Genomic DNA, 23,843 nt, shown 5'->3' with positions numbered 1-23,843 from the left:
CTGATTCGAGGCGGGTGCGACGGTGGCGTCTGGACGTGACCGAAAACGATGAGCATTGGCACCGGGTCGAGCGGTCGAAGCTGTTCATGACATTCCCGGCCGTGCTCATTGCGATTCTGGCGGCCAACTTCGTCTGGGAAGCCGTACGGGCGAACGTGCGGGTTCCGGTGGAGGAACTTCCCTGGCGGATATCCGTGGCAGACCTTCCCACCACTGCCAACCTGCTCGCCGTGTTCGGTGGGTTGATGCTCGCCCGCGCGCAGTTCGCCAGGACCGTCCGACCTTCCTTCGGATATGCCTGGGTCCGGGCTGGCGCTGACGGGAGCCGTTGGGCTCTCCATTTTTACAACGCAGGGCCGGGACACGCGAAGATCTCGCTTGTTCGCTACCGGGTGGCGTTCCACGGCGAGGCGCACCCGGGGCAGTCGGACTGGGTGGGGTTTCCTGCCCTCGAGAACCTGCTGCAGAGTCACGGTGTCGGACAGCCAGATCTCGAGCTGGAGTGGATAGGCCGGGCTCCGCTGCCTCCCCAGCCGCAGCCGTTTGACGGCCTCAGGATCGGGGAGTTCTCCTGTCGTGCGCTGGCCGCCATCGACCATCTGGACATCGAGATCGTGGCGGAGGACGGCGTCGGTGACCGGCATCGGTTGCTGCTCCGCTCGACGGCGCGTCTCCCGTCGTCGGCGGTCGAAATGCTCGGTGCGATGCGGGCGCGGGCCAGTGTCGGCGGCCCGGTTGGTCCGAGCCAGACCCGCGGCGATGCCGCACGTGGGGACACCGCCGACCACAGGACCCCTCAGGCGTCGTAGGGATCCGTCCGACGTCTCGCTGGTGGGACGACGGAGATCGGATCAGGTGGGGCGTCGCCGCCCGCCTCTCCGCCGGGCAGCATGATGCGACGTCACGATAAATCTCGGGCGGGCTGTCCAATCGGCCGCCCCCCGTCCGTAGTGATGTCGTACGGCGTCGTCCGGGACGGCAGCGGCGACGCGACACTGAGGGGAGTCGGATCATGAAGTACATGTTGCTCATCAACGCGAGTGCGGTCGGCGAGGACGGCGGAGCCGCCGGCTGCGACGTCAGCGACTGGATGGCGTACGACAAGCAGGTGCGCGAGGCGGGGATCCTGGTCTCCGGCGAGTCGCTGGCGGACCTGGTCACCGCCACCACCGTGCGGGTCGGCGAGGACGGCAGGCGGACCGTCACGGACGGGCCGTTCGCCGAGACCCGCGAGATCCTCGGCGGCTTCTACGTGATCGACGTGCCGGACCTCGACGTCGCGCTCGACTGGGCGGCGCGCTGCCCCGGCGCGCGCGGGAACGGCGCCGTCGTGGTCCGGCCGGTCGCCGAGTTCGGGGGCTGACCGCGGTGGGCGGAGCGCCCGCCGACACCGGGGGGACGGACGAGGCGCCGGCGGCGGTCGTGGAGGCCGTGTTCCGTGAGGAACGCGGTCGGCTGCTGGCGGCCCTCGTCCGCCGCTTCGGCGACCTGGACCTGGCCGAGGAGGTCACCTCCGAGGCCGTCGAGGCGGCGCTGACCCGGTGGCCGGTCGACGGCGTTCCGCCCAGGCCCGGCGCCTGGCTGATGACCACCGCGCGCCGCCGGGCGGTCGACCGGCTGCGCCGGGACCAGGCCCTCGCCGCGCGGCTGGCCATCCTCCAGGCGGAGGCGGACCGGGCGGAGCCCGCCCCCGACCCGATGCCGGGTGGTGAGCTGCCGGACGAGCGGCTGCAGCTCTTCTTCACCTGCGCGCACCCGGCGCTCGCGGCCGAGGACCACGGGGCGCTGACCCTGCGCTACCTGGCGGGCCTGACCACGCCCGAGGTGGCCCGCGCCTTCCTGGTGCCGACGGCGACGATGGCCAAGCGGATCACCCGGGCGAAGAAGAAGATCCACGAGGCCCGGATCCCGTTCCGCGTGCCCGGCGCGCAGGAGTTGCCGCAGCGGCTGCCGGGCGTGCTCCAGGCGGTGTATTCGATCTTCACGGAGGGGTACGCGGCCAGTGAGGGTCCGCGCCTGCAGCGGCTCGACCTCGCCGAGGAGGCCATCCGGCTGGCCCGGATCCTGCACCGGCTGCTGCCCGCCGGCCGGGAGGTCGCCGGGCTGCTCGCGCTCATGCTGCTGATCCACGCCCGCCGCGACGCCCGCACGGGCCCGGACGACGAACTGGTGCTGCTCGACGAGCAGGACCGTGGGCGCTGGGACCGCCGCATGATCGCCGAGGGCCTCGACCTGGTGCCCGTCGCGCTGGCCGGCGGCCCGCCCGGCCCGTACGGCGTGCAGGCCGCGATCGCCGCCCTGCACGTCGAGGCGGCGGACCTCGCCACCACCGACTGGCCGCAGATCGTCGCGCTCTACGACGTGCTGCTCGCCCTCGCGCCGTCCCCGGTCGTCGCGCTGAACCGGGCGGCGGCGGTGGCGATGCGCGACGGCCCGGAGGCGGGTCTGGCGCTGCTGGACGAGCTGGCCGACGAGCCACTGCTGCGGGGTCACCACCCCTACCCGGCGGCCCGGGCCGACCTGCTGCACCGCCTCGGCCGGCACGCCGACGCCGCCGAGGCGTACCGGGAGGCGTTCGGCCTGGCCGGCACCGAACCCGAACGGGCCCTGCTGCGCCGCAGGCTGGATGCGATCGAGCGGCTCCGCGCGCCGGGCACGTGACGGCGTGACCGTCGACCGCGGCCGGGCGGTCCCGTAGGACCCGCCGCGCTACCGCAGGACGGGCAGGCGGGCGGTCACCGGGCGGAGACCGCCAGCACGCCCCGGTCCAGGACGACCCGTCCGGTCCCGTCGGTGGCGCGGAAGACCACGCCGTACGGGCGCCGCCAGGCGTGCACCGTCAGGGTGTCGCCCGGGTGCAGCGGGGCGGCGAAGCGGACGCGGACGTGCCGGACGCGGGTCGGGTCGTCGCCGACGAGGGGCAGCAGGAGCCGCCCGGCGAAGCCGAAGGTGCACAGGCCGTGCAGGATCGGGCGGGGCAGCCCGGCACGGCCGGCGACGGCCGGATCGCGGTGACCTCGCCCAGGGTCGGCGGCGAGCACGCTGGCGAAGGTCGGCAGCACCCGCTGCGGGTGTCCGGTGGAGTTCTCGGTGGTGAAGCGGAGTTCCGCCGCCGGGTCGCGTTGTCCCGCGCCGACCCCGAGGGCGTAGAGGATCGTCTCGGTCGGGGTCCACGCCCGCTCCCGCGAGGTGCGCAGTCCGACGAGCGCCGGCAGCGGGTGCCGACCGACCCCGGCGGATCCTTGACTACTCAGAGTGGTCGACCCGGTCGCTTCGGCGGTGGGTGGCGGCTGCGTCCAGGCGGCATGGGCCCGTTTGTCCTGCGTGTTCATCGGGCTCCCGGTTTGTGGTCGCGGATTCGACCCGTCGGCTGGCGATGATCGACGGCTACTGTCTGTTGCAGGAAGGTGAGGTCGAATCTCTTGACTGTGCCCACCGTCCGGCAGTAGCGTCCCATATTAAGCAACGGTAACCATAATATGAGCCGCTAGGTATCTGGGGTAGCCATGAGAATGCGAGCATTGCGCGCTGCGGTAGCAGCCCTGCTGGTGACCGCCGCCGTTGCGGCATGCGCGGAGAACCAGACCCCGACCGAGTCCGGTGGCGGTGAGGCGGCCCCGTCGGCGGCGGTCAACTTCGGCGTCGGCGTCGACCCGGCGTACTCCCCGATCTACCTCGCCGACCAGGAGAAGCTGTTCGGGGCCAACGGCCTGAACGTCACCGTCACCCAGTTCCAGGAGGGCACCGGTGGCCTCGACGCGATCCTGGCCAAGCAGGGCCAGGTCACGGCCAGCACCGAGTCGAGCCTGCTGAACCGGGCTACCCGGGGTGACATCAAGGGCCTGGCCGTCTTCTCCCAGTCGCCCAGCTTCATCAAGCTCGTGGCGCGCTCCGGCATCAGCGACGTGTCCGGGATCAAGAAGTACGGCGTCGTCCCCGGCACCGTCAACGAGTACGCCACCAACAAGGTCCTCGCGGCGCGCGGCATCAGCCGGGAGTCCGTCGAGTTCGTCAACGCCTCGCCCGCCGAGATGCCGGCCCTGCTGCAGCGCGGCGACGTGGACGGCTACATCATGTGGGAGCCGTGGCCGTCGCGCGGCGTCGCCAACGGCGGCAAGGTCCTGCTGACCAGCGGCGACATCGGCTACGTCTACAACCTGGTGATCGGCGTCGACGGTGCCTGGTACGAGGCCAACAAGGAGACCGCCAAGAAGGTCGTCCAGACCATCGGCCAGGCGTGCGAGCAGCTCACGAAGGACCCCGCCAAGGCGGGCACGGTCACCGAGAAGGCCATCAAGGTGCCGGCGAAGGAGGCCCAGACGCTGCTGGAGGGCGTCCAGTGCCAGGTCCGCGACTTCACCGACGACGACCTCAAGCGCTACGGCGAGATCGCCCAGTTCCAGCAGGACAGCAAGATCGTCAAGCAGAAGGCGGACCCGGCGACCGTCATGGTCAAGGGGGTGGCGTGACAGTCGACGGCACCGCACCCGCCACGACCTTCGCCGGCCGACCCGCCAGCCGCGCCGGCTCCCCGATCCGCATCAGCGACGTCGACATCCGCTTCGGCGAGTTCGTCGCCGTCAGCGGCGCGAGCCTCGACATCGCCGCCGGTGAGCTCGTCTGCCTGCTCGGTCCGAGTGGCTGCGGCAAGTCCACGCTGCTCAACGCGGTCGCCGGCTTCGTCCGGCCGGCTGCCGGCGAGGTGACCTGCGGCGGCGAGCCGGTGACCGGGCCCGACGTGTCGCGGGGCGTGGTCTTCCAGAGCGCCGAGGCGCTGTTCCCCTGGCTGACCGTACGCCAGAACGTCGCCTTCGGGCCGCAGATGCGCGGCGTGCCGAAGGCCCAGCGCGACGCGGTCGTCGAGCGGTACCTGGCGATGGTCGGCCTCGCGCACAGCGCCGAGCGGTTCCCCGAGCAGCTCTCCGGCGGCATGCGCCAGCGGGCCCAGCTGGCCCGGGTCCTGGCCAACGACCCCTCGGTCGTGCTCATGGACGAGCCGTTCGGGGCGCTGGACGCCCAGACCCGGCTGGTGATGCAGGTCGAACTCGACCGGATCTGGCGCGAGACCGGCGCCACGATCATCTTCGTCACCCACGACATCGGCGAGGCGATCCTGCTCGGCGACCGGATCGTCACGATGACCGCGGGACCGTCGGCGGCCATCAAGAAGGACTACCGCTGCGACCTGCCCCGCCCCCGCGACCTGACCGACCCGGCCTGCGCGGCGCTCTTCCGGGAGCTGCGTGAGGACATCGGCGCCGAGGTGGCCCGGACGCTGCGCGCCCAGGGACTCGACGACGGCCACGACGGGCGGCCCGGCGCGGGCGACGACCGGACGGAGGGGCGATGACCGTCGAGGCACCCACCGTCCCCGACCGCACCAGGGCGGCGGCGACGACCGGTCCCCGCCGCAACCGCTGGCCCCGGCTGACCCGCATCGGGCTGTCGGTCCTGTCGGTGCTGCTCGGCGTGCTGATCTGGGACCTGGTAAGCCGCAACTACACGGCCTTCTTCCTGCCCTCGCCGCGGCTCACCCTCGACGGCGCGGTCGAACTCGTCCGCGACGGGACCCTGTGGGACTCGGTCAGCGCGTCCTCGACCCGCATCCTCACCGGCTGGCTGCTCGGCGTGCTCGTCGGCGTGCCGATGGGTCTGCTGATGGGCTGCATCCCCTGGCTGCGGCTGATGCTCGACCCGTACATCCAGTTCTTCCGCTTCGTGCCGCCGATCGCCTTCGTCACCCTGGCCATCATCTGGCTCGGGCCGGGGGAGGCGTCGAAGGTGGCGCTGATCTTCTACACCACCGTCTTCATCGTCGCCCTCAACACCCTGGCCGGGGTGCTGTCGGTCAACGAGATCCGGATGCGGGCGGCCCGGGCGCTCGGCGCCGGCCCCGTACGCAGCCTCGTCTCGGTCGTACTGCCGTCGACGGTGCCGCACGTGGTCACCGGAGCCCGGCTGGCGATGGGCAACTCGTTCCTGACGATCGTCTCCGCCGAGATCGTCGCCGCCCAGAGCGGCCTGGGATCGCTGATCTGGACGGCACGGAACTACGCCAAGACGGAGTGGGTCTTCGTGGGCATCATCGCCCTGGGCGTGCTCGGCTACCTCTTCGACTGGATCCTGCGTCTGGTCACGGGACGGACCCTGCGCCGCTACGGCGTCACGTTCTAGCGACCGACCCGTCGCCGACGCCATCCACCCCCTACCCGAAAGGCTCGCCATGCTCTGCATCGGCGTCGACATCGGTGGCACCTTCACCGACGTCATCGTCTACGAGCCGGCCACCGCCCGGCTCGCCGAGGCCAAGACCCTCTCCACCCCGCACGATCCGGCGGCGGCGATCTTCGAGGGCCTCGCCAAGCTCGGTGTCAGCCTGGACACGGTCGACCGCTTCGTGCACGGCACCACCCGGGTGACCAACGCGCTGCTCGAAGGCTCCGGCGAGCCCGTGTCGGTCCTGGCCACCGAGGGCTTCCGGGACGTGCTGGAGATGGGCCTCGGGCACCGGCCGCGCCTCTACAGCGTCAAGGAGAGCGGCCGGCCGCCGCTCGTCGCGCGCCGGCACCGGCACGTGCTGCGCGAACGCATCGGCGCCGACGGCAGCGTCGTCCGGCCGTTGGACACCGACGAGCTGGACGAGGCCCTCGACCGGGTGGCCGCCGCCGGTCCCCGCGCGGTGGCAATCTGCCTGCTGCACTCGTACCGCAATCCCGCCCACGAGCGGGCCGCGGCGCGGCGGCTGGCGGAGCGGTACCCCCACCTGGTCTGCACCGTCTCCTCCGACGTGGTGCCGGAGCAGGGCGAGTACGAGCGGTTCGCCACCACCGTGCTCAACGCCAGCGTGCGGGCGACCGTCGCCGACTACCTGCGCGGGCTCGGCGGCGCCCTCGCCGACGGCGGCTACGCCCACCCGCTGTCGATCATGACGAGCAGCGGCGGTGTCGTCTCCACCGAGGAGGCCGGGCGGCTGCCGATCAACCTCGCCCTCTCGGGGCCCGCCGGCGGGGTCGCCGCCACCGTGCACCTCGCCTCGCTCGCCGGCTACCCGAACGTCATCACCTGCGACATCGGCGGCACCAGCACGGACGTCTGCCTGATCAAGAACGGCGCCCCGTTGATGACCAACGACGGGAAGATCGCCGGCTACCCGAACCGCACCTTCCAGGTCGAGATCAACACGATCGGCGCCGGCGGCGGCTCGATCGCCTGGCGCGACCGGGGCGGGGAACTGCGCGTCGGCCCGCGCAGCGCCGGATCGACCCCCGGCCCGGCCGCGTACGGCCGGGGCGGCACCGAGCCGACCACCACCGACGCACACCTGCTCGTCGGCCACCTCGACCCGCAGGAGAGCCTGGGCGGGGAGGTGCCGCTCGACCCCGACGCGGCCCGCACCGCCCTGGCCGGGCTGGCCGGCCCGTTCGGTCTCGACGAGCTGGACCTGGCGCACGGCATCCTCACCCTCGCCACGGTCAAGATGACCAGCGCGATCAAGGAGATCTCCGTCGCCTGCGGCCACGACCCGCGCGACTTCGTGCTGATGCCCTTCGGCGGCGCCGGCCCGATGCACGCCACCGACCTCGCCGACGAGCTCGGCATCCGTCGGGTCCTGGTTCCGCCGGTGCCGGGCAACTTCTCCGCGCTCGGCTTCGTCACCGCCCAGGCCCGCCACGACTACGTCCGTACCGTGCTGGTGCCGGCCGACGACGACGGCCTGGCGGCCGTCCGGGCGGCCCAGGCCGACCTGCGCGACGCCGCCCTGGCCCAGCTCAAGGCCGAGGACGACGTGGAGCCCGACCAGGTCAGCTTCGGCCTGTCGGTCGGCATGCGGTTCCGGGGCCAGAGCTTCGACCTCGCCGTCGCCCTGCCCGAGCTGCCGGCCACCGCCGACGAGCTGGTGGCGGCCTTCCACGCCGCCTACGCCGAGCGGTACGCCTACACCCGCTCCGACCACCCCGCCGAGATCGTCAACTGTCGGCTCACCGCGTTCGGGCCCCGCCCGGCCGTCCGCTTCGCCGCCCCGACCGGCGGCCCGGCGCAGCCCGGCAGGACCCGTCTCTACCGCCCGGGCGGCTGGGTCGAGGCCACCGTGTGGCGGCGCGCCGACCTGGGGCCGGGCTGTGCCGTCGTCGGACCCGCCGTCGTACGCGAGAACGGCAGCACCACCGTCGTCGGCGGCGGATGGGCCGCCACGGTCGACGACCACGGAAACCTGCTGCTGACCAAGGAGTGATCCGTGATCCCGCCAGCCCTCGACCTCACCGTGCTGGAGCGCGCCGCGCGGCAGCCGGACCGCTCCCTGTACGTCTTCGACGATCCGGCCCGGCCGGTGACCACGGGGGAGTTCGCCGACCTCGCCGGCCGGGCCGCCGCCGTCCTGGCGGCCCAGGGCGTCGGCCGCGGCGACCGGATCGCGGTCTGGGCCGAGAACGGGCTGGCCTGGCTGGTGCTGCTGGCCGCCGCGGCCTGGCGGGGCGCCGCCCTGACCACCCTGCACCCCGGCCTCACCGGGCCCGAGCTGACCTCGGCGCTGGCCCGCAGCCGCCCCCGGCGCCTCTACGCCGCCGAGCGGGTCCGCGACCGGCACGGCCCGTCCACCGTCACGCGGGTCCTGGCGGCGCTGCCGCCCGGCGAGCGCCCGGACGGCTGGCACGTCCTCGACGCGGACCTGGGATCCGGGGCTCTGACGGGGCTGCCCGGCTGGGACGGCCGGGTTCCCGCACCCGTGGGTGATCCCGACGCCCCCTGCAACATCCAGTTCACCTCGGGCTCCACCGGCCCGGCCAAGATGGTGTCGCTGAGCGCCGGCAACCTGCTGGCCAACGCGGCCTGGACGGCCGAGGCGGCGGGGCTGCGCGCCGACGACCGGATCGCCTCGCCGCTGCCTCTGGCCCACGCGGCGGGGCTCGGCAGCGGGGCGATGCTGGCGCTCGTGACCGGCGCGCTGTGGGTCTCCACCCGCCGGTTCCGCACCGAACCGGTCCTCGACCAGATCCAGCGGCACGCGTGCACGGTGGTGCAGGCCGTGCCCACCATGGCGTCGATGCTCACCGACCGCGTCGAGCGGGACCCCGGACGCTGGGACCTGTCGTCGTTGCGGGTCGGCTTCCTCGGCGGCGCCACGTGCACCCCGGCGCTGCTCACCCGCACCCGGCGGGTGCTCGGCCTGGACCGGGTGGCGGTCGTCTACGGCCAGACCGAGGCCGGCCCGACGATCAGCCTGGACCCCGGCGACGGGACCTGCGGCGCGCCCGGTGCCACCGTCGGCCACGTCCTGCCGGCCCTTCAGGCCACCGTGGTCGACCCCGCCACCCGCGCCCCGCTGCCCGCCGGGCAGGTCGGGGAGCTGCTGGTACGCGGCAGCTCGGTCACCCGCGGCTACGCCGACGACCCGTTCACCACCGCTGCCACGATCACCAGCGACGGCTGGCTGCGCACCGGCGACCTGGGCGCGCTGACCGACGAACGGGTCCTCACCCTGGCCGGACGGATCAAGGAACTGATCATCCGCGGCGGCGAGAACGTCCACCCCGCCGAGGTCGAGGCGGTGCTCGCCGACGACCCGGCCGTGGCCCGGGTGTGTGTCCTCGGCGTGCCGTCGGCCCGCTGGGGGGAGGAGATCGCGGCCCTGGTCGTGACCGTTCCCGGTGGGCACTGCGACGTCGACCGGCTCACCCGCACCGCCACCGAACGGCTGGCCCGGCACAAGGTGCCGACCCTGATCCGTACCGTCGCCGACCTGCCGTTGCTGCCGTCCGGGAAGGTCGACCGGCGGGCCGCCCGGGAACTGCTCGTCGCGGAGGGGGAACGCTGATGCAGCTCGGATCGTGCTTCCTGGACTCGCTGACCGTCACCAGCTTCTTCGGCAACGCCGAGATGCGCGGGGTCTTCAACGACCGGCAGCTCATGCAGTCCTGGCTCGACGTGGAGGCCGCCCTCGCCCGGGGCCAGGCGAAGCTGGGCATCATCCCGTCCGCCGCCGCGCAGGCGATCACCGAGGCGGCCCGCGTCGAGCGGCTCGACACTGCGGTGCTCGCCGCCGACGCCGCCGACACCGTGCACCCGCTGGTGCCGCTGGTGCGGGCGCTCACCGCCGCCTGCCCCGGCGACGCCGGTCGCTACGTCCACCTCGGCGCCACCACCCAGGACGTGATGGACACCGGCTTCGTCCTGCGGGCCCGCGACGGCCTGGACATCGTGCAACGGCAGGTCGACGAGCTGGTCCACGCGCTGCGGCGGCTCGCGCTGCGCCACCGCGCCACCCCGATGGCCGCCCGCACCCACGGGCAGCAGGCGCTGCCGACGACGTTCGGCCTGCGCTGCGCGGTGTGGCAGGACGAGCTGCAACGCCACCGCGTCCGGCTGCGGCAACTGCGCCAGCGGCTGCTGGTGACCAGCATGGGCGGCGCGGCCGGCACGATGGCCGGCTACGGCGCGCAGGCGTTCGCGCTGGAGCAGGCGGTCGCCGCCGACCTGGGGCTCGGCGTCGCCGACACCCCCTGGCACGCCACCCAGGACCGCTTCGCCGAGTGCCTGATGGTCTTCGGCCTCGTCGCGGCCAGCGCCGAGAAGCTGGCCCGGGAGGTCTACTTCCTCGGCCGCACCGAGGTCGGCGAGGCGTACGAGTCGCAGCGCTCCACCCAGGTAGGCAGCAGCACGATGCCCCACAAGCGCAACCCGATCCGCTGCGAGGCGGTGATCGCCGCCGCCGGCACCCTGCGGGCCCAGGTGCCCCTGGCGTTGCAGACCATGGTCGCCCAGGACGACCGGGACATGGGCGTCGGGATGACGCTGTGGAAGCTGCTGCCGGAGTGCTTCATCCTGCTGGGCGGCGCGATGCAGCGACTGGTCGACGTCTTCGGTGACCTCGGCGTCAATCCCGACCGGATGCGCGCCAACCTCGACCTCACCGGCGGGCTCGTGCTCTCCGAGGCGGTGATGCTGCGCCTGGCCGGTCCGCTCGGCCGGGAGCAGGCCCACCACCTGGTCATGCGGATCGTCCGCGACAGCCTCGATGCGGGGCGCCCGTTCGCGGAGACGTTGCGCGCCGACCCGCAGGTGACCGCCGCCCTGCCCGCGGCGGAACTCGCCGGCCTGCTGGACCCGCTGTCGTACGTCGGCCACGCCGCCGCGCTGGTCGACCGCGCCCTACTGAATACGGAGTCGCCATGACCGCCGCACACCATGCCGACGAGTCCGTGCTGCTGCACCGCGACGGCCGGCTGGCCCGGGTGACGCTGAACCGGCCCGCCCGGCGCAACAGCTTCGACCTGGCGATGCTCGCCCGCTTCGAGGACGTGCTGCACGAGCTGTCCCGCGACGAGGGGACCGAGGTCGTCGTGCTCACCGGCGCCGGCACCGCGTTCTGCGCCGGCACCGACCTGCACGAGCTGGCCACCCTCGACGCCCGGGCCACGATGTCGGTGCAGCGCCGCACCGCCGAGCTGGTCGAACGCTGGTACCGGCTGGAACAGACCACCGTCGCGGCGTTCAACGGCCCGGCCATCGGCTCCGGCGCGGTGCTCGGCCTGGCCAGCGACCTGCGGGTGGCCGCCGACACCTGCTTCGCGACCTTCCCGGAGGTGGGCTTCGGCATCCCGCTGACCTGGAGCGGCATGGCGATCCTCGCCGACCTCGTCGGCGCCGACCTGGCCAAGCGCTGGCTGCTGCTCGGCGACCGGATCCCCGCCGACGAGCTGCGCGACCTGCGCCTGGTGACCGAGGTGGTGCAGCCGGAACGGCTCGCCGACGCCGCGACCGCGATCGCCGAGCGGCTGCTCGCCACCTCCGCGGTCGGCCGGTCGATGACCAAGCGGGCCGCCCGCCTGGCCGGGCCCCGCTTCGAGGCCGCCGCCAACGACTCCTACCTCGGCGCGCTGAGCGTGGCGCTGCGCCCCGCCGGCGACTACCTCGCCCGGGACCCCCGGTGAGGGCCGGCGAGGCGATCGCCGACGCCATCGTGGCGCACGGCGTCGACACGATCTTCGGGCTGCTCGGCGACGCCAACATGTTCCTGGTCGCGGACCTGTTGCAGCGCCACGGCGTCCGGTTCGTGGCCGCCCGCAACGAGAACGCCGCGGTGATGATGGCCGACGGCTGGGCCCGCGCCACCGGCCGGTGCGGGGTCGTCACCGTGACCCAGGGCCCCGGCCTGGCGGTCGCCGGAGCCGCGTTGACCATCGCCCGGCAGGCCGGCACGCCGCTGGTCCTGATCGCCGGCGACACCCCGCCCGGCGACCCGCTGCACGTGCAGAGCTTCCCGCAACAGCCCTTCGCGCTGGCCACCGCCGGGGCGTTCGTGCCCGTGACGGCGCCGGCCACCGCCGCCCGCGACGTCGGCCTGGCGTTCCGGGCCGCCGCCGAAGGCCCCGGCCCCGTCGTCCTCGACGTTCCCATCGACCTGCAGGACGAGCCGGTTCCGGCCGGTGCCGCGCCCGCGCCGGCCCGCGCGGTGACGCACCGGCCCGCGCCGACGGCGCCCACCGACTCGGCAGTCGCCGACCTCGCCGGCCTGCTGGCCGCCGCCCACCGCCCGGTGCTGCTGGCCGGGCGGGGCGCCGAGGCGGCGGCCGACGACGTACGCCGCCTCGCCGACCGGTGCGGCGCGGTGCTCGCCACCACCGTGCTGGCCGCCGGGCTCTTCGCCGGTCACCCGTACCACCTGGGGGTGGCCGGGGGACTGGCCCGCCCGCTGACCCGGCGGGTGCTGGCCGACGCGGACCTGGTGGTCACCTTCGGCGCCGGACTCAACCGGTGGACGGCCGACCACGGCGCGCTCTTCCCCGCGGCGCGGGTGGTCGCCGTCGACGCCGACGCGCGGGCGCTGGGGGCACGCTGGCCCGTCGACCTGGGGATCGTCGGGGACGCGGCGGTCACCGCGCGGGCCGTGACGGCCCGGCTCGACCCGCGCGAGCGCCCGGACTGGCGCAGCCCCGCCCTGGCCGCGCAGATCGCCGCGGCCGACCCGTTCGACGGCATCGAGTTCGTCGAGGGGGCGGAGGGCATCGACCCTCGGGCGTTCATCCGGATCTGCGCCCGCCGGCTCCCGGCCCGGCGCACCACGGTGGTCGGGGTGGGGCAGTTCGGCGGCTGGCCCAACCTGCTGCTCGACTCGCCCGCCGTGGACCGCGCGTTCATCGCACCCTGGGAGTTCGGCAGCATCGGCGTCGGCCTGCCGTACGCCGTCGGGGCCGGGGTGGGCCGCCCGGACCGGCCGGTGGTCGCCTTCGAGGGCGACGGCAGCCTGCTCACCGGCCTCGGGGAGCTGGACACCCTGGCCCGGGTCGGCGCGCCCGTGCTGCTGGTGGTCCTCGACGACGGCGGCTACGGCGCGGAGGTGCGCAAGTTCGCCCCGCGCGGGGTCGACCCGGCGCTGGCCCGGTTCCCGGCCCGGGACCTGGCCGCCGTGGCGCGGTCCCTGGGCGTACCGGCCTGGACGGTCACCGACCAGGCCGGCGCGGAGGCGGCGTTCGACGCGGTGCTGCCGGTGACCGGGCCGGGGGTGCTGCACGTGCGGGTGCTGCCCGAGGTCACCCAGGAGCGGTTCTGACGGTGCGGTCAGTCGCCCCACCGGTCGCCGAAGCCGTGGCCGAGCTGCCGGGACAGCTCGGCGGCGGTACGGCAGGCGGCGTCGGCCAGCTCGCGGGTGCGGGTGTCGTCCAGGCGGAAGATCGGCCCGGAGATGCTGATCGCGGCGGTGACCCGGTCGTGCCGGTCGCGTACGGGGGCGGCCACCACCCGCAGCCCGTGCTCGCTCTCCTGGTCGTTCAGGGCCCAGCCCTGCTGCCGCACGGTGGCCATGTGCGCCACGAAGGTGTCCAGGTCGGTGATGGTGTTGCTGGTCAGCGCCCTGAGCGGCACGGTGGTGAGCAGGGCGCGCAGGGCGTCGTCGTCGTGGTCGACGAGCAGCGCCTTGCCGGCCGCGCTGCACCACAGCGGGATGCGCCGGCCGAGGCGGGAGACGAGCTGCACGTTGCGGGTGCCCTGCACGACGTAGAGCGAGAGGGCGTCGGCGCCCTCCGGGACGGCGAGGTTGACGCTCTCGCCCTCGTGCTCGGCGAGCTGGTGCAGCAGCGGACGGGCCAGCGCGTGCAGGTCGATGCCGGCGAGGAAGCGGGCGCCCAGCTCGAAGACGGCGACGCCGAGGCGGTAGGTGCCGTTCTCCTCGTTGCGTTGCAGGAAGCCGGCGTCGGCCAGCGCGCGGAACAGCCGGCTGGCCGTGGACTTGTGCAGGCCCAGCTCGCGGCTGACGTCGCTGACCTTGCGCTCGACGGCGTCACCCCGGAAGGCCAGCAGGACGCCCAGGGCCCGGTCCAGCGCCTGGGTGCCCGACTCGCGTGGGGCGGCGCCCTCGTCGGGCGTCGGGTCAGTGGCGTACGACATCTTGCTTCCCTGCCTTTCCGGCTGCTACGTTTCATAATATAACTCTAGGACCACATGATGGTCCACCCTACGGTGGTTCAACCCACGGTGGTCCACTCGCCCTGACCAGTCCAGGTCCACTCCGGCGGCAGATACGGACCGACACCGGAAATCAGTGAGGCATCCGCATGACTGTGAATCCGATCGACCTGGAAGTCGTCACCGAGAGTCTCATCTCGATCGTCCGCGAGATGCGACAGACGATCTTCCGTACCGCGCACTCGCCGGTGATCGCCGACGCCCAGGACTTCTCCTGCGCACTCTTCGACCCCTCCGGGCAGATGGTCGCCCAGGGCCGGGACATGCCGGGACACGTCATCGCCATGCCCGCCTCCGTGGCCGAGATCTTCGCCGACTTCGCCACCGAGATGCGCCCCGGAGACCTCTACATCGTCAACGACCCGTACCGGGGCGGCAGCCACCTCAACGACGTCACCCTGATCAGCCCGGTCTTCGTCGACGGGCAGCTGTTCCTCTTCCCCTGCGTCCGGATGCACTGGGCCGACATCGGCGGCATGACCCCCGGCAGCGTGTCCGGCCAGGCCACCGAGATCCTCCAGGAGGGGCTGCGGATCCCGCCGATCAAGCTGATCGAGGAGGGTCGTCCCAACCGGGCCGCCTTCGACATCCTCTTCGCCAACGTCCGGATGGCCGAGGAACGCCGCGGCGACCTCGAATCCAGCATCGCCGCCTGCCACACCGCGCAGCGACGGCTGAAGGAACTCGTCGACCGCTGGGGCACCGGGCTGATCCTCGACTGCGTCGTGGCCAACATGGACCGCACCGAGCAGCGGCTGCGCGACATGATCCGGTCGCTGCCCGACGGCACCTACCGCTACGAGGACTACCTCGACCTCTACACCGACGGCGACTACGACGCCGCGATCGTGCGCTGCCGGCTGACCGTCGACGGCGACGAGATCGAAGCCGACTTCCGGGGCTCCTCCACCCAGGTCGCCGCCGTGGTCAACTCGTCGCGGGCGATGACCGTGGCCGGGGTGTTCATCGCCGTCAAGTCCGCCCTCGACCCCGGCGGGCTGGTCAACCACGGCGCGTTCCGGCCCCTGCGGGTGCGCACCGAGCCCGGCACGGTGGTCCACGTCAGCTACCCCGCCCCGGCCAACGCCCACAGCGAGGTTCGCAAGCGGGTCATCTCCGCCGTGATGGCCGCGTTGAGCCAGGTGGCACCCGACCTCATCGCCGCCGACCAGTTCGGCACCACCTTCCAGAACCTCATCGGCGGCGTGGACGAGCACACCGGCCAGCCCTACCTCTACTACGACTACCCGGCCGGCGGCAACGGCGGATTCCTCGAATCCGACGGCCCCAGCGCGATGAACCCGGTCGACCTCGGCGACATCTCCACCATCCAGTCCGTCGAGCGGCTGGAGACCGAGATCCCGATCCTCGTCGAGGCCTGCGAGCTGCGCGCCGGCTCCTGCGGAGACGGTACGCACCGGGGCGGCCTGGGCAGCCGGCGGGAGACCCGGCTGCTGGCCAGCGGCGGGGCGTACTCGGTGCAGACCGACCGCACCACCGTCCCCCCGTACGGGCTGCGCCACGGCGGCCCGGGCGCCCCGACGGTCACCCACCTGCGCCGCGCCGACGGCCGACGGGTCGACTTCGACACCCCCGGCAAGATCGCCGGCTTCCCCATGCGGGCCGGGGACGTGCTGGTCATGGAGTCCGCCGGCGGCGGCGGCTGGGGCGACCCGCTGGACCGCGCGCCCGACGCCGTCGCCGAGGACGTCCGGCAGGACTACCTGACCGGCGAGGAGGCCCGCCAGCGCTACGGCGTGGTCCTCGACGGCGACGGCGAGGCCGACCGTGCCGCCACCGCCGACCTGCGGCAGCGGCTGCGTGACGAGCGGAGCTGGCTGCGCCTCACCACCACCGACCGGCCCGCCTACACCGGCCGGCGCGGCCAGCGCCGGCTGGCCTACGTCGCGCCCGGCAGCGGCCTGGCCGAGGAGAGCCTCGTCGAACTGCACGGCGTGCACCCGGCACCACTGCGGGCCTGGCTGCGCCACGACGCCGCGCTCGCCGCCGACGAGATAGCCCTCGACGACGACGGGATGCAGATCCTCGGCGGCACCGCCGAGCACCGCGCGTACGTGCGCGTCCTCACCGGGGAGGGGCGGTCATGAGCAGGGTCTTCCGGGTGCCGGTGGCGACCACCAGGCCCCGCACCGGCGGCGGCGCCGGCAACGCCCCGGCCCCGCAGGCCGCCCCGGCCCGCGCCGGCATCGTCGCCGGCTGCCTCAGCCCACATCCGCCCCACCTGATCTACGCGGAGAACCCGCCGCAGAACGAGCCCCGCTCCACCGGCGGCTGGGAGACGCTGCGCTGGGCCTACGAGCGGCTGCGCAAGCGCATCCAGGAGGTGCACCGGCCCGACGTGCTGATCGTGCACGCCCCGCACTGGATCACGATGGTCGGCCACCACGTCAACTGCGCGCCCAACCCGCGCGGCATCTCCGTCGAGCCGATCTTCCCGCACCTCTTCCGCTACCGGTACGACTTCCGCACCGACGTCGAACTGGGCGAGGCCATCGTCGAGGAAGCCAGCGGCCTCGGCCTGGTCACCCGCGCGATGCGCGACCCCCGCGTACGCGTCGACTACGCCACCATCGGCGCCCTGCACCTGGCCAACCCCGCCTGGGACATCCCCGTGGTCTCCCTGTCGGCCAACAACAACCCGTACTTCTACTCCGACGCGGCGCTGGAGGAGATGGAGGTGCTCGGCGAGGCCACCCGCCGCGCCGTCGAGGCCACCGGCCGCCGCGCCGTGCTGCTCGCCTCCAACTCCCTGTCGCACCTGCACTGGCACGAGGAGCCGGCACTTCCGGAGGACATGGAACGCGAACACCCGTACAACAACCACCAGTACCGGTGGGACATGAAGCTGCTCGAAGCGATCCGCCGGGGACCGACCGCCCCGCTGCGGGAACTCATCACCGAACACATCGAGGCGACCGCGTCGGAGACGAAGGCCGGCAGCCTCACCTGGCTGCTCGCCGCGATGGGCTGGCCCAAGGTCGCCGGTGACGTGCTCGGCTACGGCACGATCATCGGCACCGGAAACGCCGTCGTCGAGTGGCTGCCCGAGGGGAGCCCCCATGGCTGACCGGACCGGAATCGTCGCCGGCGCACTCCTGCCCGGCATGCCCCACCTGCTCGCGAAGGAACCCGCACCGAGCTGGGCGGCGCTGGCCTCGGCCGCCCGCGACGTGGGCGAGCGCCTGCGCCGGCTGGAGCCCGACGTCGTCCTGCTGCTGTCCACCCAGTGGTTCACCGTCCTCGGCCACCAGTTCCAGTGCGACCCCAACCCGCGCGGCGAACACGTCGACGAGAACTGGTACGCCTACGACTACGGCCTGCTCCGCTACGACCTGCGCTTCGACGTGGAGTTCAGCGAGCGGTGGGCCGACCGGGTGCAGGCCGACGGCAAGCAGGCGCGCCGCACCCGCTACGAGGGCTTCCCGATCGACGCCGGGACCATCGTCACCTCCGCGCTGCTCGACCCGGAGCGCAAGCTGCGCTGGGCGCAGGTCTCCTGCAACCTGTACGCCGACGCCGACACCCTCGCCGACGTCGGCCGGGCCGGGGCCGCCGCCGCCCGCGACGCCGGGGTACGCGCCGCCGTCGTGGTGGTGAGCGGACTGTCCTCCGGACTGATCCAGCAGTGGATCGAACCCGGCCAGGACCACATCGGCACACCCGCCCACGACCAGTGGAACACCCGCGTACTCGACCTGCTCACCGCCGGCAAGGTCGACGAGGCGCTCGCGATCCGCGAGGACTACGCCCGGCAGGCCCAGGCGGACAGCCAGTTCCGGGCCCTCGCGTTCGCCGCCGGGACCGGCGCCGCCAGCGGCCCGGCACAACTGCACTCGTACGGCCCGATCTGGGGCACCGGCGCCGCCGTCCTGTCCTGGAACCTGCCCGAGCGTCCCTGACCGAAGCCGACCCGCAACCAGAGCAAGGAGCAGACATGCGAAACGTGGCCGTGGGCTTCGTCGAAGCCGAGGGTTACACCCCCATCTTCGACGCCGTCGACGCGATGGTGAAGGCCACCGAGGTCGAGGTGACGAAGGTCGTACGCCTCGGCGGCGGCATCGTCGCGGTCGCCGTGCGCGGCGATCTCGCCACCGTCGAGGAGGCGGTGGACATCGGCGAGGAGACCGCCCGGGTGCGCAGCCGCTCGGTGCGCTCGATCGTCTTCGCCAGCCCCTGCGACGCGGTGAGCGCGTTGGCCGCCGAGCCTGACCTCGTCGGCAACTGACAACCGGGTAAGGAGAATCAGCCATGTCCTCCGACATCGCGATCGGAATCGTCGAGACACGCGGCCTGGTGGCCCTCTCAGCGGGCATCGAAGCCATGATCAAGACCGCCGACGTCCGGTGCGTGGCCGTGGAACGGGTCACCAGCGGCTACCTCGCGGTCGCCGTCCGGGGCACCCTCGCCGCCGTACGCCAGGCAGTCTCCGCCGGGGAGGCCGCCATCCGCGCCCACGGCGAGCTGCGCAGCTCCCAGGTCTACCCGAAGCCCCACCCGACCACGGCGGCCCTGCTGGACGCGCCCGAACCGGCCCGCATCCGCGAGGTCATCGCCGGCCTGCGGGGAGAAACCGATGGTGCTCGGTGACGTCGTCGGCAAGGTGTGGGCCGACCGCATCCTGCCGGCGTTGCAGGGCAGGCGGCTCGTCCTGGTCCGCCCGCGCGGCGACGGGCCCGACCTCGTCGCCGTCGACCCCCTGAACGTCGGCGTCGGCACCACCGTCCTGGTCGTCACCGACGAGGCCGCGGCGGCCGTGACCGGCCAACCCACCGTGGACGCCGCCGTGGTCGCGCTCGTCGCCGACCCCGGCAGCGAACGGACCGAACCCAGCACCTGAACCGGAAGGGACACCTGACGATGGCCGAGTCATCCTGGCCGGTGAGTCTGCGCGACGGCCACCCGGGCGCCGACCCGCCGATGCTGCGCAATTTCGTGGGCGGTGAGTTCGTCGAGGGTGGGCGGCGGTTCACGAAGCGCAGTCCGGTGACGGGTGAGCCGGTGTTCGAGGTGGTGGAGGCGGATCGGGCGTGTGTGGACGATGCGGTCGCGGCGGCGCGGGGGGCGTTGCGGGGGCCGTGGGGTCGGATGGGGGAGCGGGAGCGCGCGGAGGTGTTGCGTCGGGTCGCCGTCGGGTTGGAGCGTCGTTTCGATGATCTGGTGACCGCTGAGGTGGCGGATACGGGTAAGTCGATTTCGCAGGCGCGCACTCTGGACATTCCGCGTGGTGCGGCGAATTTCCGTGCGTTTGCGGAGATCGTGGCGACGGCGCCGACGGAGTCGTTCACGACGGTCACCCCGACCGGTGGGCGGGCGCTCAACTATGCGGTGCGGAAGCCGGTGGGTGTGGTGGCGGTGATCGTGCCGTGGAACCTGCCGCTGTTGCTGCTGACGTGGAAGGTCGCTCCGGCGTTGGCGTGCGGTAATGCCGTGATCGTGAAGCCGAGTGAGGAGACGCCTGCGTCGGCGACGTTGTTGGCGGAGGTGATGGCCGCCGCGGGGGTGCCGGAGGGTGTGTTCAATCTGGTGCACGGGTTCGGTCCGGATTCGGCGGGGGAGTTTTTGACCCGGCATCCTGGGGTGGATGCGATCACGTTCACGGGTGAGTCGTCGACCGGCGGGGCGATCATGCGGGCGGCTGCCGATGGCGTGAAGGCGGTGTCGTTCGAGTTGGGTGGTAAGAACGCCGGGTTGGTGTTCGCGGATGCGGATCTGGATGCGGCGGTGGCGGGTTCGGTGCGGTCGAGTTTCACCAATGGCGGTCAGGTGTGTCTGTGCACGGAGCGGGTCTATGTGCAGCGGCCGGTGTTCGAGGAGTTCACGGCCCGGTTGGCGCAGCGGGCTGCCGGGCTGTCGTTCGGGTGGCCTGCCGACGAGGCGACGGTGAACATGCCGTTGATCTCGCGTCAGCATCGGGAGAAGGTGTTGGGCTATTACGACCTGGCTTGTGGTGAGGGTGCGCAGGTGCTGACCGGGGGTGGGGTGCCGACCTTTGGTGATGCGCGTGATGGTGGTGCGTATGTGCAGCCGACGGTGTTGACGGGGTTGGGTGCGGATGCGCGGACCAATCGTGAGGAGATTTTTGGGCCGGTGGTGCATGTGGCGCCGTTCGATGATGAGGATGAGGCGTTCGCGTTGGCGAACGGCACGGAGTATGGGCTGGCGGCGGCGGTGTGGACGCGGGATGTGGGTCGGGCGCACCGGGCCGGCGCCCGGCTCGACGCGGGCATTGTGTGGGTGAACACGTGGTTCCTGCGGGATCTGCGGACGCCGTTCGGTGGGGTGAAGGCGTCGGGGATCGGGCGTGAGGGTGGCGTGCACTCCTTGGATTTCTATTCCGAGTTGACCAACGTCTGCGTGGACCTGACATGAGCGGCGGCGTTCGCATCGGCGTCGCGGGTCTAGTGGACGTGGCGAGCACATCGTGGGTCGGGCGCATCGGGCCGGTACGGGGTTGGACGCCGGTATCAGTGTCGCGGGGTGTCCGTCCCGGTTTCCGGTCGACCCGCGGCTGTCGGTAGCGGCTCGGAGTGGGGTGGGGAGCTGACATGAGCGTTGATTACGAGGCGGCGGCCCGGGACCTGGTTGGCGCGCGGGACGACGGTAAGCCGTGTGCGCCGCTGCGGGGGCGGTTGCTGCCGGAGGGCGACGTTGACACGGCGTACCTGGTGCAGCAGCTTCAGGTCCGGCAGTGGTTGCAGCGCGGCCGTCGGCGGGTGGGCGCGAAGGTCGGGTTGACGTCGCGGGCGGTGCAGGAGAGCTTCGGTGTCTTCCAGCCGGATTTTGGGGTGCTGCTCGATGACATGGCGGTGCCCGACGGGGCAGAGGTGCCGTTGGGCCGGCTGCTGCAGCCCCGGGTGGAGGCGGAAGTCGCGTTCGTGCTGGGTGCGGATCTGCCGGACGAGCGGATCACGAGCGCGGACGTGATCCGGGCGGTGGATCACGTGTTGCCGGCGATCGAGATCGTGGATTCGCGGGTGGCGGAGTGGGACATCTCGATCGTGGACACGGTGGCGGACAACGCCTCCAGTGGCCTGTTCGTGCTCGGTACCACGCCGCGCCGGCTGGCTGATGTGGATCTGCGGCTGTGCGGCATGGTCCTGGAGCAGGCCGGTGAGCCGGTGTCGGTGGGGGCGGGGGCGGCGTGCCTGGGTAATCCGTTGCATGCGGTGCAGTGGTTGGCGCAGACCCTCGCACGTTCCGGTGATCCGCTGCGTGCGGGTGACGTGGTGCTGTCCGGGGCGCTCGGTCCGATGGTGCCGGTGACGGCGGGTGCGGCGTACGAGGCGCGGATCTCCGGCCTGGGCTCTGTCCGCACGTGTTTCTCCAAGGAGGCGTCGTGACTACTGGTGTGGCGGTGATCGGGTCGGGCAACATCGGCACCGATTTGATGATCAAGGTGCTGCGCCTCTCCGAGTCGCTGCGGATGGTGGCGATGGTGGGCATCGACCCCGATTCCGATGGTCTGGCGCGGGCGCGCAGGTTGGGTGTGGCGACGACCGCTGGGGGTGTCGACGGCCTCGTCGGGATGCCGGAGTTCGCGGATGTGGAGTTGGTGTTCGATGCGACGTCGGCGGGTGCGCACCGTTACAACGATGCGGTGTTGGCGGCGCACGGTCGCCTCGTGGTGGATCTGACGCCGGCGGCGGTGGGTCCGTATGTGGTGCCGCCGGTGAATCTGGACGAGCACCTGGGTGAGCGCAACGTGAACATGGTGACGTGTGGTGGGCAGGCGACGGTGCCGATCGTCGCGGCCGTCGGTCGGGTGACGCCGGTGGTGTACGGGGAGATCGTGGCGTCGATCGCGTCGAGGTCGGCGGGGCCGGGGACGCGGGCGAACATCGACGAGTTCACGGAGACGACGGCGCGGGCGATCGAGGTGGTCGGTGGCGCTGATCGTGGTAAGGCGATCATCGTGTTGAATCCGGCGGATCCGCCGTTGTTGATGCGTGACACGGTGTACTGCTTGTGTGAGGACGCCGACGCCGATCGGGCGGCGATCGCTGGGTCGGTGGCGGAGATGGTGGCGGCGGTGCAGGAGTACGTGCCGGGGTACCGCCTGAAGCAGGATGTGCAGTTCGATCGGGTGGATGCGTATGTGCCGTCGTTGGGTCGGCGTCTGCGCGGGTTGCAGGTGTCGGTGTTTTTGGAGGTCTCCGGCGCGGGGCATTATCTGCCGGCGTACGCGGGGAATCTGGACATCATGACGTCGGCGGCGCTGCGTACGGCGGAGCGGCTGGTGGCGGTGCGTTCCGAGGCCGCTTCGGGGGTGCTGTCGTGACTGATCTGTACATCCAGGACGTGACGTTGCGCGACGGCATGCACGCCGTGGCTCACCGCTACACGGTCGAGCAGGTCCGCACGATCGCGGCGGCGCTCGATGCCGCCGGGGTGGCGGCGATCGAGGTCGCGCACGGTGACGGGCTCGCCGGGTCGAGTGTCAACTATGGCCATGGTGCGGCCAGTGACGCGGACTGGATTGCGGCGGCGGCGGAGGTGATGACGAACGCGAAGCTGACGACGTTGCTGCTGCCGGGGATCGGCACGATCTCCGATTTGAAGGCGGCGAAGGCGCTCGGGGTGACGAGTGTGCGGATCGCGACGCATTGCACGGAGGCGGACATTTCGGCGCAGCACATTGCGTGGGCGCGGGAGAACGGTATGGACGTGTCCGGGTTCCTGATGATGTCGCACATGAACGACCCTGCTGGTCTGGCGGGGCAGGCGAAGTTGATGGAGTCGTACGGGGCGCACTGCGTCTACGTCACGGATTCCGGTGGCCGGCTGCTGATGTCGGATGTGGCGCAGCGGGTGGATGCGTATCGGCAGGTGTTGGAGCCGAGCACGCAGATCGGTATCCACGCTCACCACAACCTGTCCCTCGGCGTGGCCAACAGTGTGGTTGCCGTGGAGCACGGGCGGATCGTCGGTGACGGGCCGCTGGGTTCGGCGCACGGTCGGACGGTGCGGGTGGACGCGTCGCTGGCGGGGCAGGGTGCGGGGGCGGGTAACGCGCCGTTGGAGGTGTTCGTGGCCGTCGCGGAGTTGCACGGTTGGGAGCACGGGTGTGACGTGTTCGCGCTGATGGATGCCGCTGACGACATCGTGCGGCCGTTGCAGGACCGGCCTGTGCAGGTCGACCGGGAGACCCTGTCGCTGGGGTATGCGGGGGTGTATTCGAGTTTCCTGCGGCATGCGGAGCGGGCCTCGGACAAGTACGGGGTGGACGTGCGCTCGATCCTGGTCGAGTTGGGCCGCCGCCGCATGGTCGGCGGGCAGGAAGACATGATCGTGGACGTGGCACTGGACCTCGCCGACGGGCGCGCGCAGACGGGTGCGGCACAGTGAGCGTGAGGATCGAGCCG

General features: G+C 72.4%; 23 protein-coding genes. 21 read left to right on the top strand and 2 right to left on the bottom strand.

Annotated elements, in window-relative coordinates; translation table 11 throughout:
- Positions 1–35: 35 nt before the first annotated feature.
- The 3 genes from AB0B83_RS05435 to AB0B83_RS05425 all read left to right on the top strand — a co-directional run bounded on the left by AB0B83_RS05435 (position 36) and on the right by AB0B83_RS05425 (position 2,661).
- A complete protein-coding gene (locus AB0B83_RS05435; protein WP_357577109.1) occupies positions 36–809 on the top strand; it encodes a hypothetical protein in 774 nt (257 codons plus the stop codon).
- Positions 810–1,012: 203 nt separating this feature from the next.
- A complete protein-coding gene (locus AB0B83_RS05430) occupies positions 1,013–1,363 on the top strand; it encodes a YciI family protein (protein ID WP_357577108.1) in 351 nt (116 codons plus the stop codon).
- Between the two features lie 5 nt (positions 1,364–1,368).
- Complete coding sequence (locus AB0B83_RS05425) at positions 1,369–2,661, top strand: DUF6596 domain-containing protein (protein WP_357577107.1); 1,293 nt, start codon at positions 1,369–1,371, stop codon at positions 2,659–2,661.
- A 74-nt stretch (positions 2,662–2,735) separates the two neighbouring features.
- Here AB0B83_RS05425 and AB0B83_RS05420 read toward each other — a convergent pair whose 3' ends face one another.
- Positions 2,736–3,332: a MaoC/PaaZ C-terminal domain-containing protein gene (locus AB0B83_RS05420; protein ID WP_357577106.1), complete on the bottom strand. Its 597-nt coding sequence runs from the start codon at positions 3,330–3,332 to the stop codon at positions 2,736–2,738.
- Between the two features lie 180 nt (positions 3,333–3,512).
- Here AB0B83_RS05420 and AB0B83_RS05415 point away from each other — a divergent pair, with 180 nt between their 5' ends.
- From AB0B83_RS05415 to AB0B83_RS05380, 8 genes are read left to right on the top strand one after another with little or no spacing between them, the layout of a single operon-like run.
- Positions 3,513–4,469 carry an ABC transporter substrate-binding protein gene (locus AB0B83_RS05415; protein ID WP_357577175.1) on the top strand — a complete coding sequence of 319 codons (957 nt, stop codon included), beginning with the start codon at positions 3,513–3,515 and terminating at the stop codon, positions 4,467–4,469.
- Positions 4,466–5,350, top strand: coding sequence for an ABC transporter ATP-binding protein (locus tag AB0B83_RS05410; protein WP_357577105.1), 885 nt, complete (start codon positions 4,466–4,468; stop codon positions 5,348–5,350). Before AB0B83_RS05415 ends, AB0B83_RS05410 begins: the two co-directional genes overlap by 4 nt.
- Positions 5,347–6,174, top strand: a complete 828-nt coding sequence (locus AB0B83_RS05405) for an ABC transporter permease (protein ID WP_357577104.1) — start codon at positions 5,347–5,349, stop codon at positions 6,172–6,174. Before AB0B83_RS05410 ends, AB0B83_RS05405 begins: the two co-directional genes overlap by 4 nt.
- A 49-nt stretch (positions 6,175–6,223) precedes the next feature.
- Complete coding sequence (locus tag AB0B83_RS05400; RefSeq protein ID WP_357577103.1) at positions 6,224–8,233, top strand: hydantoinase/oxoprolinase family protein; 2,010 nt, start codon at positions 6,224–6,226, stop codon at positions 8,231–8,233.
- Positions 8,234–8,236: 3 nt separating this feature from the next.
- Entirely contained in the window at positions 8,237–9,814 is a 1,578-nt protein-coding gene (locus AB0B83_RS05395; RefSeq protein WP_357577102.1) for a class I adenylate-forming enzyme family protein, read from the top strand.
- Positions 9,814–11,172, top strand: a complete 1,359-nt coding sequence (gene purB, locus AB0B83_RS05390; protein ID WP_357577101.1) for an adenylosuccinate lyase — start codon at positions 9,814–9,816, stop codon at positions 11,170–11,172. Before AB0B83_RS05395 ends, purB begins: the two co-directional genes overlap by 1 nt.
- A complete protein-coding gene (locus tag AB0B83_RS05385; RefSeq protein ID WP_357577100.1) occupies positions 11,169–11,930 on the top strand; it encodes an enoyl-CoA hydratase/isomerase family protein in 762 nt (253 codons plus the stop codon). Before purB ends, AB0B83_RS05385 begins: the two co-directional genes overlap by 4 nt.
- Positions 11,927–13,549, top strand: a complete 1,623-nt coding sequence (locus AB0B83_RS05380; protein WP_357577099.1) for a thiamine pyrophosphate-binding protein — start codon at positions 11,927–11,929, stop codon at positions 13,547–13,549. The genes AB0B83_RS05385 and AB0B83_RS05380 overlap by 4 nt, the downstream gene beginning before the upstream one ends.
- An 8-nt stretch (positions 13,550–13,557) precedes the next feature.
- Here AB0B83_RS05380 and AB0B83_RS05375 read toward each other — a convergent pair whose 3' ends face one another.
- The gene (locus tag AB0B83_RS05375) at positions 13,558–14,382 is read right to left on the bottom strand and encodes an IclR family transcriptional regulator (RefSeq protein WP_357577098.1); all 825 of its coding nucleotides are present in this window, start codon (positions 14,380–14,382) and stop codon (positions 13,558–13,560) included.
- Positions 14,383–14,549: 167 nt separating this feature from the next.
- On the opposite strand from AB0B83_RS05375, the gene AB0B83_RS05370 reads away from it, so the two are divergent.
- The 10 genes from AB0B83_RS05370 to dmpG all read left to right on the top strand — a co-directional run bounded on the left by AB0B83_RS05370 (position 14,550) and on the right by dmpG (position 23,826).
- On the top strand, positions 14,550–16,568 hold the full coding sequence (locus AB0B83_RS05370) for a hydantoinase B/oxoprolinase family protein (RefSeq protein WP_357577097.1): 2,019 nt from the start codon (positions 14,550–14,552) through the stop codon (positions 16,566–16,568).
- Positions 16,565–17,548, top strand: coding sequence for a tRNA U-34 5-methylaminomethyl-2-thiouridine biosynthesis protein (locus AB0B83_RS05365; RefSeq protein ID WP_132239083.1), 984 nt, complete (start codon positions 16,565–16,567; stop codon positions 17,546–17,548). Before AB0B83_RS05370 ends, AB0B83_RS05365 begins: the two co-directional genes overlap by 4 nt.
- Positions 17,541–18,380, top strand: a complete 840-nt coding sequence (locus AB0B83_RS05360; protein WP_357577096.1) for a 2-amino-5-chlorophenol 1,6-dioxygenase subunit alpha — start codon at positions 17,541–17,543, stop codon at positions 18,378–18,380. The genes AB0B83_RS05365 and AB0B83_RS05360 overlap by 8 nt, the downstream gene beginning before the upstream one ends.
- 35 nt (positions 18,381–18,415) lie before the next feature.
- Complete coding sequence (locus AB0B83_RS05355; RefSeq protein ID WP_101409717.1) at positions 18,416–18,706, top strand: BMC domain-containing protein; 291 nt, start codon at positions 18,416–18,418, stop codon at positions 18,704–18,706.
- Positions 18,707–18,729: 23 nt separating this feature from the next.
- Complete coding sequence (locus AB0B83_RS05350; RefSeq protein ID WP_089000517.1) at positions 18,730–19,068, top strand: BMC domain-containing protein; 339 nt, start codon at positions 18,730–18,732, stop codon at positions 19,066–19,068.
- Complete coding sequence (locus AB0B83_RS05345; RefSeq protein WP_357577095.1) at positions 19,055–19,318, top strand: EutN/CcmL family microcompartment protein; 264 nt, start codon at positions 19,055–19,057, stop codon at positions 19,316–19,318. Before AB0B83_RS05350 ends, AB0B83_RS05345 begins: the two co-directional genes overlap by 14 nt.
- A 20-nt stretch (positions 19,319–19,338) precedes the next feature.
- The gene (locus AB0B83_RS05340) at positions 19,339–20,850 is read left to right on the top strand and encodes a 2-hydroxymuconic semialdehyde dehydrogenase (protein ID WP_357577094.1); all 1,512 of its coding nucleotides are present in this window, start codon (positions 19,339–19,341) and stop codon (positions 20,848–20,850) included.
- A 176-nt stretch (positions 20,851–21,026) separates the two neighbouring features.
- On the top strand, positions 21,027–21,821 hold the full coding sequence (locus AB0B83_RS05335; protein ID WP_357577093.1) for a fumarylacetoacetate hydrolase family protein: 795 nt from the start codon (positions 21,027–21,029) through the stop codon (positions 21,819–21,821).
- Positions 21,818–22,759, top strand: coding sequence for an acetaldehyde dehydrogenase (acetylating) (locus AB0B83_RS05330; RefSeq protein WP_357577092.1), 942 nt, complete (start codon positions 21,818–21,820; stop codon positions 22,757–22,759). The genes AB0B83_RS05335 and AB0B83_RS05330 overlap by 4 nt, the downstream gene beginning before the upstream one ends.
- Positions 22,756–23,826, top strand: coding sequence for a 4-hydroxy-2-oxovalerate aldolase (dmpG, locus tag AB0B83_RS05325; RefSeq protein ID WP_357577091.1), 1,071 nt, complete (start codon positions 22,756–22,758; stop codon positions 23,824–23,826). Before AB0B83_RS05330 ends, dmpG begins: the two co-directional genes overlap by 4 nt.
- Positions 23,827–23,843 lie beyond the last annotated feature (17 nt).

The organism is Micromonospora sp. NPDC049060 (assembly GCF_040649055.1).
Classification (GTDB): Bacteria; Actinomycetota; Actinomycetes; order Mycobacteriales; family Micromonosporaceae; genus Micromonospora; species Micromonospora reichwaldensis.
Note: the sequence above shows the minus strand (reverse complement) of the source record. Positions and strands in the feature narration are given on the sequence as shown.

Bases quoted from the DNA above. Each gene is read 5' to 3' on its own strand.
- AB0B83_RS05400 (WP_357577103.1), top strand. From the start codon at position 6,224: ATGCTCTGCATCGGCGTCGACATCGGTGGCACCTTCACCGACGTCATC.
- AB0B83_RS05415 (WP_357577175.1), top strand. From the start codon at position 3,513: ATGCGAGCATTGCGCGCTGCGGTAGCAGCCCTGCTGGTGACCGCCGCC.
- AB0B83_RS05335 (WP_357577093.1), top strand. From the start codon at position 21,027: ATGAGCGTTGATTACGAGGCGGCGGCCCGGGACCTGGTTGGCGCGCGG.
- AB0B83_RS05340 (WP_357577094.1), top strand. From the start codon at position 19,339: ATGGCCGAGTCATCCTGGCCGGTGAGTCTGCGCGACGGCCACCCGGGC.
- AB0B83_RS05360 (WP_357577096.1), top strand. From the start codon at position 17,541: ATGGCTGACCGGACCGGAATCGTCGCCGGCGCACTCCTGCCCGGCATG.
- AB0B83_RS05385 (WP_357577100.1), top strand. From the start codon at position 11,169: ATGACCGCCGCACACCATGCCGACGAGTCCGTGCTGCTGCACCGCGAC.
- AB0B83_RS05345 (WP_357577095.1), top strand. From the start codon at position 19,055: ATGGTGCTCGGTGACGTCGTCGGCAAGGTGTGGGCCGACCGCATCCTG.
- AB0B83_RS05365 (WP_132239083.1), top strand. From the start codon at position 16,565: ATGAGCAGGGTCTTCCGGGTGCCGGTGGCGACCACCAGGCCCCGCACC.
- AB0B83_RS05405 (WP_357577104.1), top strand. From the start codon at position 5,347: ATGACCGTCGAGGCACCCACCGTCCCCGACCGCACCAGGGCGGCGGCG.
- AB0B83_RS05420 (WP_357577106.1), bottom strand. From the start codon at position 3,332: ATGAACACGCAGGACAAACGGGCCCATGCCGCCTGGACGCAGCCGCCA.
- AB0B83_RS05430 (WP_357577108.1), top strand. From the start codon at position 1,013: ATGAAGTACATGTTGCTCATCAACGCGAGTGCGGTCGGCGAGGACGGC.
- AB0B83_RS05375 (WP_357577098.1), bottom strand. From the start codon at position 14,382: ATGTCGTACGCCACTGACCCGACGCCCGACGAGGGCGCCGCCCCACGC.
- AB0B83_RS05355 (WP_101409717.1), top strand. From the start codon at position 18,416: ATGCGAAACGTGGCCGTGGGCTTCGTCGAAGCCGAGGGTTACACCCCC.
- purB (WP_357577101.1), top strand. From the start codon at position 9,814: ATGCAGCTCGGATCGTGCTTCCTGGACTCGCTGACCGTCACCAGCTTC.
- AB0B83_RS05370 (WP_357577097.1), top strand. From the start codon at position 14,550: ATGACTGTGAATCCGATCGACCTGGAAGTCGTCACCGAGAGTCTCATC.
- AB0B83_RS05350 (WP_089000517.1), top strand. From the start codon at position 18,730: ATGTCCTCCGACATCGCGATCGGAATCGTCGAGACACGCGGCCTGGTG.